Origin of the sequence: Sphingomonas sp. Leaf10 (assembly GCF_001421245.1) — a bacterium.
In the GTDB taxonomy this organism is placed as follows: domain Bacteria; phylum Pseudomonadota; class Alphaproteobacteria; order Sphingomonadales; family Sphingomonadaceae; genus Sphingomonas.
Window position 1 is genome coordinate 1 of the sequence record NZ_LMKE01000026.1, and the last position, 11,073, is coordinate 11,073.

An 11,073-nucleotide genomic window follows, 5' to 3' on the forward strand; every position below is an offset into this window, starting at 1 on the left:
GCGTCTCGATCGGCTTGCCGGCGAGCGACGCGAGCGCGTCCAGGACCAACTGCATATCGGGTGGCTGCACCGATCAACCCGCAGGTGCCGGGGATGCGCAGCGCGTCGACCGCCTGTGCCAGCACCTTGGGATTGCCGGTGCATTCCAGGGTGAAGTCGGCTCCGCCACCGGTGATCTCACGGATGCGTTCGACGGCGTCTTCCTTGCCACCGTTGATTCCCTGCGTCGCGCCCAGTTCCGCGGCGAGCGCGAGACGATCGTCGTGCAGGTCGACGAGGATGATCGTGGTGCAGCCGATCGCCGCCGCCGCCATCGCCGCGGAAAGCCCGACCGATCCCGCCCCGAAGATCGCGATCGACGATGCGGCGGGCGGCTTCAGCGCGTTCAGCACCGCCCCCGCACCGGTCTGGATACCGCAGCCGAGAGGTCCCATCAGTTCTAGCGGCACGTCCTTGCGGATCGGGATGGCGTTGCGCTCGGTCGCGATCGCATAGGTGCCGAAACTGGACTGCGCGAAGAAGGCACTGCCCAGCGGGTGGCCGTGCGCGTCGCATACGGCCTGGCTACCGTCCATCCGCGCGCCCTTGAAGTTGCGGTCGTAGAATTCGGCGCAATATCCCGGCCGCCCCGATCGGCACTCGCCGCAGCGCCCGCAATGGCCATAGCTGAGGACGACGTGATCGCCGATCTCCAGGCCGACGACGCCCTCGCCGACCTGCTCGACCACGCCCGCGCCTTCATGGCCGAGCACCAGCGGCAGCGGGACGGGATAGCCCTGGTCGCGGACCACCATGTCGGTGTGGCAGACCCCGGTACCGACGATCCTGACCAGCACCTCACCCGCGCGAGGTGCCTCGAACCGGGCGTCGATGACCTCGAGCGGCTCGGACTTCTGCTTCGCGACCGCGACCTTACCTTCGTACATCGCCTATCTCCTTCAGATCGTCCGGCCGCCGTCGACGGGCAGTGCGACGCCGGTGATGAAGTGCGCCGTGGCTAGATAGACCGCCGCGTCGGCCACATCCTCCGGTTCGCACAGCCGGCCGAGCGGAATGCTCCCCAGGAATTTTGCGCGATTCTCGGGCGTATCGGGCGCGCCCATGAAGTCGGCGAGCATCGGCGTCGCCCCCATCACCGGGCAGATCGCGTTGACGCGAATGTTCCACGGCGCCAGTTCGACCGCCAGCGACTTGGACAGCATGTTGGTCGCACCCTTCGACCCGTTATACCAGGTCAGGCCGGGCCGGGGGCGGATGCCGGCGGTCGAGCCGACGTTCAGCATCACCCCACCGCCATGATCGCGCATCGCCGGCACGACAGCGTGGACCATATTGTAGATCGACTTGACGTTGACCGCAAACACCCGGTCGAACGTCGCTTCGTCGACGTCGAGCAGCGGCTGGTTCTTGTGCGTCATCCCGGCGTTGTTGACGACGATATCGGGAACGCCGAACGCCTCCGTCACTGTCTTCACCGCGGCGTCGAGATCGGCGCGCATGGTCACATCGGCGGTAACGCCGATCGCCTTGTCCGCACCGATCGCCGCCGCGACCTCTGCCGCCTTGTCACCACTCAGGTCCACGACCGCGACCCTCGCGCCGAGTGCGGCGAAACGTTGCGCCATCGCCTTGCCAAAGCCGCTGGCGGCGCCGGTAATCAGGGCGGTCTTGCCGTTCAGGTCCATCATTCGCTCCTGCGTAGATAAGCGAGCATCGTCGCCGCGTCCGACACGGTCAGGCCCACACCGTCGGGGTCGTCGCGCAGGTCCGGTTCGGCGAACAGCTTGGCGATGACGCCGTCCTCGACCAGCATCGCGTAGCGCCAGCTGCGGAGCCCCATGCCGTGGCGCTCTCGCCGGACGAGCATCCCCATCCGGCGGGTGAAGTCGCCATTGCCATCGGGCAGCATGATGACGTGTTCGATGGAACGGCTCTTCGCCCATTGGAAGAGCGTGAACGCATCGTTGACCGCAAGACACACGACCGCATCGACGCCGAGTGCGCGAAAATCGTCATAGTGCTGTTCGAAGCCGGGTAGATGCGAGTCGGAACAGGCCGGGGTAAATGCGCCCGGCACCGCGAACAGCACGACACGCCGGCCCGCGAATACGTCAGCGGAGGTCACGTCCTTCCACTCGAACGGATTGTCGCCTTCCAGCGCGTCGTTGCGGACACGGGTGTGGAAGACGACGTCGGGGATGCGCGCGGGATGGGTCATGCGGTCACACTGCGCCGATCTGTTGCAGCATGCCCAGATTGTCCATCAGCGCCCAATGCTCGGTCAGCTTGCCATCCTTGATGTGGAACAGGTCCATCACCTGGAAATCCACCGGCTTGCCCGTGGCGGGAATGCCGAGATCGTCGCCCGAATGGATCGCCTTCACGCGCAGGTGGACCAGCACGCTGTCACCCTGCGCGACGGTTTCGACGATCGGCAGCTCGATCTGCGACAGGTTGCCATGGAGGAATTCGCCCAGCTTGCGCACACCTTCGATGCCGCGCACCTCGAACGGCAGGCCCGGATCGTGGCGGACGAAATCCTCGGCGATGTGCTCGCGCCACCACGCCTCGTCGCTGGCGGCAAAGGCGGCGAAGTAATCGCGGGCGAGCTGGGCATTGGCGTCGGCCGTCATGACGATCCTCTCAGATATAGGGCTTGGTGTCGCGGAAGGCGGGTCGCTCGGCCGTGGCGGCGACCAGCGCGTCTAGGCGGGGCGTCGCCACGACCCATGGTTCGTCCTTGAACCGCAGGTCGAGATAGTCGCGCGCGACCACCGCCGTGATGACCGCGATGTCGGGCGTGCCGCCGGCATATCCGGGCGGGTCTGCCTCCAGCGCGGCAAGGCCATCGACGATGCTGCGGATACGGCGCTTGCCGACGCGGTGCTGGGCGAAGTCGGGATCGACCTGCATCCGGTTGGTGACGATCGTCGCCTGTGCGTCGATCACGCCCATCGCGCGCCCGGCAAGGCTGACGATCCGGTCAAGGTCGCCATGCAGCAGCGAAGGCTCCGGCGCCTTCCGTTCGAGCCATAGCAGGATCAACAGGCTCTCGGTGATTGGCAGTCCGGCATCGGTCTCCAGCGTCGGCACCCGTGCAGCACTATTGAGCGCCAGCAACGCGGGCGCGTCGTCCCACGGATTGACGATCTCGGTGCCCGACAGGTCGAACCCCTTCTCGCCGAGCGCGATACGGGCGATCCGGGCATAGGGCGAGGTGGTGTTGGTCAGGATGCGCATCAGGCGTCTCCATCGCGAACGACCGCGTATCCAAGTCGCGGCAGGTGGACATGGACGGTGCCAGCGACGTCGCTGCTGTGCCGGACCACGATTTCGCGGGCATTGGCGGCGACCAGCGTGCCGCGGACGGGATCGTTGGCCTGATCGGCCTGAACCAGCACCGCGTCACCGGCGACGAGGCTGCCAGGATCACCGTCGACAACGCCCTCGGTGGGGTCGGGTAAAGCATCGCGGGCCACGGCGAGTGCGTCGTCGGCGGTCAACGTCGTGCGCTCGCCATGGCCAATCGCGCCGATCCGGTCCATCCACGGTGCCAACGCGTCCAGTGGGATCAGCCGGGCGATCTCCTCGCCGCCGTTGCTGCGCGCGAACCACAGGGGGTGATAAGCGGCAAGGTCCGCTGCGGATAGCGTGTCCCCGAACAGGAACGGTCGCCCGTCGGCCAGCATGTCGGCGATGATCCCGATCAGCGCGGTAACTCGCTGGCGATTGACCGGCGCGGCCTTCCGGCTGGCGGCGAGCGAGAAGTCGTGTTTCATGAACGCGATGCGGTCGGCGATGAATTCCGCCGGCACGCCGTCGCCGATGATCGATGTGGTCAGCGTCGCCGCTGGGACAAAGCCTGCCGCATCCGCCCAGGCGGCAAAGGCAGTGACCGCGCCGACCTGTCCGGCCGGATACAGCGCGTGGTCGGGATAGCGCCGGTCGAGTTCGGACAGGATCAGCGCCGTATCGCAATAGACATCGGCACCGATCTGAAGCGCGGGGATACGCCGGTAGCCGCCCGTCAGCGGTACCATGTCGGGGCGCGGCGGCCAGATCGGCACCTCTACGGAAGCCCACTCGACCCGCTTGTGCCCGAACGCCAGCCGCACCTTTTCGGCGAAGGGCGACAGGTCGTAGTGGTGCAGGATCGGACGCGTCATGCACAGCACTCCATCAGCATCGCCTCGGCCTGCGCGACCGTCATCTTGCGCGCGGAGGGACAGGAGATGATCGTGTCGGGACGGGCGGTGGCCGGATCGTAGTCGCGGGCGGCGATGCCGGCGTAGAGGCCCGGTACCGCCCGCCGCGCCATCTCCGCGACGCGGTCGCGCGGCAACTGTTCCGGCGTGAAGGCGAGCGGGAAAGCGATGTCGCGATACAGGTCGCGTACCGCCTCGGCCGCCGCCTTGATGCACTCGGCCCGCGTCAGTCCGGCGGTATCGACGTCGAGCGCCTCGGCCAGCGGACGTACCTTTTCGGGCAGCACGGCCAGGTCGAAGGCGAGGACATGGGGGAGCAGGATGCCGACGCCGTACGGATGCGGCAGATCAAGATGCCCTTCCATCGGCAACGACAGCGCGTGACCATGGCCCAGCCGCGCATTGCCACAGGCGATGTTCGCCATGCACGAGGCGATGAGATTATCGGCGCGCGCTGCCTCATCGTCCGAGTTGATCGATGCGCGCAACGACCCGTGTTGCAGTTTGACGGCGGCGATGGCCAGCGCGTCGGTGATCGGCGATCCGATCGCGCTCACATAAGCTTCGACCGCGTGGGTCAACGCATCGACCGCGGGCAGGGCCGCGACCCGCATCGGCAGCAAGGCGAGCGTGACGGGATCGAGGATCGCGGCGTCGGGAAAGCTCAGCGGGCCACCGCCAAGCAGCTTCAAATGACGTTCCTCGTCCTTAACGATCGTCCATTGCGACACCTCGGAGCCGGAGCCGGCGGTGGTCGGGACCATCACCATCGGCAAGGCACGCTTGTCGAACGCGCCGACACCGGTACATTCGGCCATCGGCTTGTCGTTGGTCGCGACGATCGCGATGCCCTTGCCGGTGCACATCACCGATCCGCCGCCGATGCAGATCACGCCGTCGACGCCCTCGCGGCGGACCCGCTCGCCCTGCTGATCGATGTGCGAGCAGCGCGCGTCGATCCCGACCTCGTCGAAGCGCGCGACGGTGATGCCTTCGTCGGCCAGCGCGTCGCAGGCGGCGGCATGGAAGGGTTGCGACGAGATGACCGGATCGGACACGACCAGCACCCGCGTCATCTTCAGGTCTCGCGCTACCCGGCCGATGGTCGCGAGCGACCCCGATCCGGCGACAACGCGCGTCGGCATGTAGAAATTGGTGACCAAGGGCCATTCCTCTCCCGGCGACTTCCGCTTTGCGCAGTCGCTCTGATGCAGATCAGTAACGCGTGACGGGCGGGCAGGGCGCAATACCGTTTTTGTCGTGCCGCTATCGCACCCTGCTATGGGCGCCCGCCTCAGCCGTGCTTGAATATCGTCGTCCGGATCGTCGATGCGTCATGCAACGCCGCAAAGCCCTTCTCGCGCCCGTGACCGGACTTCTTCATCCCACCGAACGGCAGTTCGATGCCGCCACCCGCGCCGAACGCATTGATATAGACCTGGCCCGCACGGATCTGCCGCGAGACACGCAGCGCCCGATTGCCGTCGAGCGACCACACCGCCGCCATCAGCCCGTAATCGGTATCGTTGGCGAGACGCACGGCGTCCTCTTCATCCTCGAAGCGAAGAACCGCGAGGACCGGGCCGAACACCTCCTGCGTCGCCAACTCGTTCTCACGCGGGACTGGGCCATAGATGCGCGGCGCGACGAAGAAGCCACCTTCCGGTACGCCATCGGCAACCTTGCCCTGCGCGAGTACAGGGACGCCGCTCGCCTCCGCGCGCTCGAAGAAACCTTCGATGCGCTTCTTCTGGGTGGCGTTGATGACCGGGCCGAGCGGGCCATCCATCTCCGGCGTGCCGGCGGTGAGCTTGCCGAACTCCTCGGCGAGCGCCGCGACCACCGCGTCGAACGCCGACGCTTCGATCAGCACGCGCGATCCCGCCGAACAGGTCTGACCGGAATTCTGCACCATGCTGGTGGCGATCACCTTGGCTGCCGCCGGGATGTCGGCGTCGGCGAAGACGACGTGTGGGCTCTTGCCGCCGAGTTCCATCGTCACGCCGATATGGTTCTTCGCCGCGGCGGTCTGGATCAGCGTGCCGACCTCCGGGCTCCCGGTGAAGCTGATGAAGTCGATACCGGGATGGTTGGCCAGCGCGTCGCCCGCTTCCTCACCCAGTCCGGGCACGATGTTGATCGCGCCCTTGGGAAAGCCGACGGTGGCCGCCAGTTCGGCGAGGCGCAGAGGGGTGAGGCAGGCATCCTCCGCCGGCTTGACGACGCAGGCGTTGCCCATTGCCAGCGCGGGTCCAACCGTGCGGCCGAACATTTGCGCGGGATAGTTCCACGGAATGATGTGGCCGGTGACGCCGTGGGGGACGTGTTCGGTCGTCACGAAATAGCCGGGCATGAACGGGATCGTATCGCCATGCACCTTGTCCGCCGCACCGCCGTAGAATTCGAAATAGCGCGCGGTGGCGACCATGTCGTTGCGCGCCTGCGTCAACGGCTTGCCGGTGTCGCGGCTCTCCAGCTGCGCCAGTTCTTCAGCGTGTTCTGTGATCTTCAGACCAAATTTCGACAGGAGCCTCCCGCGCTCGGTCGCGCTCAGACGGCCCCAGTCACCCGCCAGGGCGGCACGGGCAGCGGCGACCGCCGCGTCGACGTCTTGGGCATTGCCGGCCGCAATTTCGGCAAAGACGACACCCTCGGCAGGCGCGACGACATCGATCGTCTTTCCCGACTTCGATGCGATCCACTGATTGTCAATGAATACGCCCTGCGCTGTCGATTTGGTGACTTCGGTCATATGATCCTCTCGAGTGTCGGCTAGCGGCATCCACCGACGTCTTTAACAGGTGTAGATGTGCTGGCCTCACTCAACGCTCGCCAAGACCTATTTGCGCTGAGGCTCATAGGCTTATGATATGCCCCGGTATCAGACGCTGGTCCGCATCCTGGCCTCTCCCCACGCGCCGTCACGCACGAGGGTGCGCAAGGTGCGACGGCACAGGCGCTCCACCGCACGCATCGCCGCGGTCGCGGGGCGGTTGGCGGGTTCGACGATATGGACCGTACGCTGGAACGGCGGGTCGAACCGCCAAGCGCGCAATCGGCCTGCCGCGACCTCAGCCGCTACCGAATGATCGGGCAGGATCGAAAAGCCGAGACCGTCGCCGACCAGCGACTTGATCGCGCTGTACGCATCGATCTCCCACTGGGCGGTGATGGCGACATCGGCCTTTGCGGCATGCTGTTCGACTAGGTCGCGCAAGCCGTGCCCTGGGCTCGGCAGGATCATCGGCATACCGGCGAGTTGCTTCATGCCGATCGTGCCGGATGCCGATGCCATGTCCGCGGCGGCGGGATCATCGACCGACCCGAACAGCACCAGCGTCTCGGTCAGCACACCGCTCGACCGCAGTTCGCGGTCCTCCACGAAGGCGTAGAGCAGGCCCAAGTCGACGCGACCCTGCCGCAACCAGTCGAGCACATAGCCGCTCATCGCCTCGGCGACGCGGAGCTTGATCTTGGGAAATTCCGCGCGTGCGGCGCGTACCAACGGCACGCCCAGTACTTCGGCGATGGACGAGGGCAATCCGATCGCCACTTCGCCGGCGGGTTCGGCATCCACGCCGCGGATCGCTTGTTCAACTTCTTCGAAACGGCCGACGATCTCGCGCGCATGATGGAGCAGGAGTGCGCCGGCCTCCGTCGCCTGCACGCCTTGCGCGGTGCGGAACAGTAGCTTGACGCCCATGCTTTCCTCCATGTTGCGGACATGGAGGCTTAGCGATGGCTGCGCGACGTTCAGCCGCTGCGCCGCGCGCGAGATGGAACCGCATTCGACGATCGCGATGAAGTAGCGAAGCTGTCTGACGTCCAAACCCCGGGCCTTTCCCTGCGCCGCGCCTGGTGCGGATCACGTCCATTATCGCGATGCATATTCCGATCGCAACGCTGCGTCATGCTCGCCGAGCGCCGGAACGGCACCGAATTCGGGGTCCTGATTGTCGATGCGTGCACCCGGTGCAAGATAGCGAACGGGACCGGCCGGCGTCTCGACCGTGACGAATCGGTTCTGCGGATGCGCGGCGAGATCGGCCATCGAACTGACCCGGCCATAGGCGATCCGGGCGCGCTCCAGCCGCTCGATCATCTCCGGTCGATCGGCAGCGGCGAATGCGGCGGTGACGATCGCGTCCAGCGCCTCGCGGTGCTGGACGCGCGCGCTGTTGCCGACGAACCGTGGATCGGTCGCCACCTCGGGCTGTCGCAGCACCTCGCGGCACAAGTTAGCCCATTCGCGCTCGTTCTGAATGGAGAACAGTACCGCCGCGCCGTCGCGGCAGGTATAGGCTCCATAGGGCGCGATCGTCGGGTGATTGAGCCCCGACCGTGCCGGCTCTTTGCCACCATAGACATATTGCAGATACGGCACATTCATCCAGTCGGCGAGGGCATGGAACAGCGACACGTCGATATGTCGCCCGTGGCCCGTCTTCATTCGCCCGATCAGCGCCTGAAGCACCGCCTGGAACGCAGTCATCCCCGCGGCGATGTCACATACCGAGACCCCGACCCGCGCCATCCCGTATTCATTGCCGGTGATCGTGGACAGCCCGCTTTCGGCCTGAACGAGCAGGTCATACGCCTTGAGGTCGCGATAGGGACCCTCCAGCCCATAGCCCGAGATCGAGCAGGTAATGAGCCGTGGATCGCGCGCGCGCAGCTCCGCCGGCGCGAAGCCAAGCTTGTCGATCGCGCCGGGGGCAAGGTTCTGGATGAAGATGTCTGCGGTGGCGATCATCCGGGTAAGCATTTGCCGATCGGCCTCGGACTTAAGATCGAGCCTGACCGACTCCTTGCCGCGATTGAGCCACACGAAATACGCGCTCTCGCCCTGGACGAGATGATCGTAGCCGCGCGCGAAGTCGCCCTCCGGGCGTTCCACCTTGATGACGCGCGCACCGGCATCGGAAAGTCGGCTCGACAAATAGGGGGCGGCGACGGCCTGCTCGACCGAAAGGACGGTGATATCCGCTAGATCGCTGTTCACGTCAGCCTTACCTCGATAACAAAGTCGCTACCGTGGCGTGCCTGCGCCCCGGTGGCCAATAGGGTTGCGATCAGGCTCTCATAGCGTGTTGTTATGGGCGATCGATCCATCGCATGGCGGCAAGCGCAGGATGATATGGGATCGTCGATGCGGGCTGATGGCATGACGACGCCATGACCGACATTCCATCATCGCTCCAGACCTTTGGCTTGCCCCTCTTCCTGCCGGCGGACCGGCTAGACCGGTTCGACAAGGCTGTCGCATCCCGGGCGGACACGATCATTCTCGACCTCGAAGACGCGGTGTCGCCCGCGGCGCGTAGCGACGCGCGCGACGGCCTGCGCGCACTTGCGTCGCGGATCGCCGCTGCGCCGGTGCCGGTCATCCTCAGGATCAACGCGGTCGGGACAAGCGATCACGCCGATGACCTCGCCATCGCGCGGGAACTGCCGCTTGCAGCGGTCATGCTGGCCAAAGCGGAAAGTGCTGATGACGTCGCGAACGTCGCGAGCGCCTGTGACCGGGAGATCGTGTCCCTGGTCGAAACCGCCCGCGGTCTGGCTGCGGCGCGGGCGATCGCCACCCGCTCGTCGCGGCTTGCTTTTGGATCGCTCGATTTCGCGGTCGATCTTGGCTGTGCGCATGACCGGGACGTGCTTGCGGCTGCCCGGATGGAACTGGTCATGGCTAGCCGCCTTGCTGGTATCGCAGCACCACTGGACGGCGTGACGACGGCGATCGACGACGCCGCGCTGATCGAGGATGACGCGCGCCACGCATCACGGATGGGGTTCGGGGGCAAGCTGCTGATCCACCCCGCCCAGATCGCCCCCGCTGCCGCGGGGCTGTCCCCCGATGCGAGTGAGGTGGCATGGGCGCGTCGCATCCTCGCCGCCGCGGTCGAAAGCACGGCTTGCACCGGCGCCCTGTCGGTGGCTGGTACGATGGTCGATGCACCCGTCCTCCGGCGCGCGGAGCGGATCATTGGCCGACATGACGCGATAGGAAAATGATCGGGGTCGCGCTGCCATCGGCGCTCGCCCCAAGCGTCTTACTATAGAATTCACAGGTATTTGCGAATGGACGCGATCTCATCGTCGTAGTCTCATCAGAGCCAGAAAGAAGGTGCTTCTAAGCACTTCCACATAGCCCCCCCCTAAATTGGGATGATGTGCTGCATTGATGAGGAGAGGTGCTTCGATGATTTCGATGACCAACAGTCGCGACCGCGAACATCCCAATCCGATATTCAACGACAACACTTTGAAGATCGGCGTGTTCGGCTTCGAAGCCGGCAATGGCTGTGCAGTGACGATGGCGCCGAAGCGGCACATCCTGGACGGGGATCGCGACCTGAAGATGGCGCAGGCAGCCGACCGCATGGGGTTCGCCCGGGCGACTAATAACCGGTTAGGGTGACACCGCCGGCGCAAAGTCGTTGGCACGAGAAATCAAACAAAAATCTGATGGGAGGATAGCATGTGGCACAGGACGTCACGCGCGGTGAAGCGTACAGTTTTGACCACGTCCGCGATCGTCGCGGCGAGCAGCGTCAGCACCGTGGCCCACGCGGACTCGGTAACACAACCGGGTTTCTCGACCGGCATTCCGAACTATGCGAAACTGCCGGAAGGCTTGTTCCACGTCGTCATTCCGAACATATCAGAGCGGAGCACGAACCCCGACACGGTCGTGAAATTCTTCACGCCCTTCTTCGTCTACCAACCCGATCTTGAGATCGCGAAGGCCCGCATCACTTTCCTTGCGGCGCCGGTCTATCTCGACGTCCGCGTGCGCAATGGTGTGACGTGACCCCGGTCTTTCATCCAGCGGCAACCAGAGACCGACCGTGGTTTTCGCGCATAA

At 65.5% G+C, this 11,073-nt stretch carries 13 protein-coding genes; 3 read left to right on the forward strand and 10 right to left on the reverse strand.

Annotated features, from left to right (window positions below; all coding sequences use genetic code 11):
* From ASE59_RS13840 to ASE59_RS13885, 10 genes are all read right to left on the reverse strand, one after another.
* Positions 1 to 926: NAD(P)-dependent alcohol dehydrogenase (locus ASE59_RS13840; protein WP_056457346.1), on the reverse strand; the 926-nt coding region annotated here is incomplete at its 3' end.
* A gap of 12 nt (positions 927 to 938) precedes the next feature.
* The gene (locus ASE59_RS13845; protein WP_056457349.1) at positions 939 to 1,685 is read right to left on the reverse strand and encodes an SDR family oxidoreductase; all 747 of its coding nucleotides are present in this window, start codon (positions 1,683 to 1,685) and stop codon (positions 939 to 941) included.
* Positions 1,685 to 2,218: a peroxiredoxin gene (locus ASE59_RS13850; RefSeq protein WP_056457352.1), complete on the reverse strand. Its 534-nt coding sequence runs from the start codon at positions 2,216 to 2,218 to the stop codon at positions 1,685 to 1,687. The genes ASE59_RS13845 and ASE59_RS13850 overlap by 1 nt, the downstream gene beginning before the upstream one ends.
* A gap of 4 nt (positions 2,219 to 2,222) precedes the next feature.
* Complete coding sequence (locus tag ASE59_RS13855) at positions 2,223 to 2,633, reverse strand: ester cyclase (protein WP_056457355.1); 411 nt, start codon at positions 2,631 to 2,633, stop codon at positions 2,223 to 2,225.
* Between the two features lie 10 nt (positions 2,634 to 2,643).
* Positions 2,644 to 3,240, reverse strand: a complete 597-nt coding sequence (locus ASE59_RS13860) for a glutathione S-transferase family protein (RefSeq protein WP_056457358.1) — start codon at positions 3,238 to 3,240, stop codon at positions 2,644 to 2,646.
* Positions 3,240 to 4,166, reverse strand: a complete 927-nt coding sequence (locus tag ASE59_RS13865; RefSeq protein WP_056457361.1) for a glutathione S-transferase family protein — start codon at positions 4,164 to 4,166, stop codon at positions 3,240 to 3,242. Before ASE59_RS13865 ends, ASE59_RS13860 begins: the two co-directional genes overlap by 1 nt.
* The gene (locus tag ASE59_RS13870; protein ID WP_200913292.1) at positions 4,163 to 5,350 is read right to left on the reverse strand and encodes an iron-containing alcohol dehydrogenase; all 1,188 of its coding nucleotides are present in this window, start codon (positions 5,348 to 5,350) and stop codon (positions 4,163 to 4,165) included. The genes ASE59_RS13865 and ASE59_RS13870 overlap by 4 nt, the downstream gene beginning before the upstream one ends.
* A 149-nt stretch (positions 5,351 to 5,499) precedes the next feature.
* Positions 5,500 to 6,957: an aldehyde dehydrogenase family protein gene (locus ASE59_RS13875; protein ID WP_056457367.1), complete on the reverse strand. Its 1,458-nt coding sequence runs from the start codon at positions 6,955 to 6,957 to the stop codon at positions 5,500 to 5,502.
* Between the two features lie 129 nt (positions 6,958 to 7,086).
* Positions 7,087 to 8,034 (reverse strand): LysR substrate-binding domain-containing protein, encoded by a 948-nt coding sequence (locus ASE59_RS13880; protein WP_056457370.1) that lies wholly within the window; start codon positions 8,032 to 8,034, stop codon positions 7,087 to 7,089.
* Positions 8,035 to 8,079: 45 nt separating this feature from the next.
* Positions 8,080 to 9,207: a CaiB/BaiF CoA transferase family protein gene (locus tag ASE59_RS13885; protein ID WP_056457373.1), complete on the reverse strand. Its 1,128-nt coding sequence runs from the start codon at positions 9,205 to 9,207 to the stop codon at positions 8,080 to 8,082.
* Between the two features lie 173 nt (positions 9,208 to 9,380).
* On the opposite strand from ASE59_RS13885, the gene ASE59_RS13890 reads away from it, so the two are divergent.
* The 3 genes from ASE59_RS13890 to ASE59_RS13900 all read left to right on the forward strand — a co-directional run bounded on the left by ASE59_RS13890 (position 9,381) and on the right by ASE59_RS13900 (position 11,019).
* Positions 9,381 to 10,220, forward strand: coding sequence for an HpcH/HpaI aldolase/citrate lyase family protein (locus ASE59_RS13890; protein WP_056457376.1), 840 nt, complete (start codon positions 9,381 to 9,383; stop codon positions 10,218 to 10,220).
* A 187-nt stretch (positions 10,221 to 10,407) separates the two neighbouring features.
* On the forward strand, positions 10,408 to 10,626 hold the full coding sequence (locus tag ASE59_RS13895) for a hypothetical protein (protein WP_056457379.1): 219 nt from the start codon (positions 10,408 to 10,410) through the stop codon (positions 10,624 to 10,626).
* Positions 10,627 to 10,686: 60 nt separating this feature from the next.
* Positions 10,687 to 11,019, forward strand: a complete 333-nt coding sequence (locus ASE59_RS13900) for a hypothetical protein (RefSeq protein ID WP_156360088.1) — start codon at positions 10,687 to 10,689, stop codon at positions 11,017 to 11,019.
* Positions 11,020 to 11,073 lie beyond the last annotated feature (54 nt).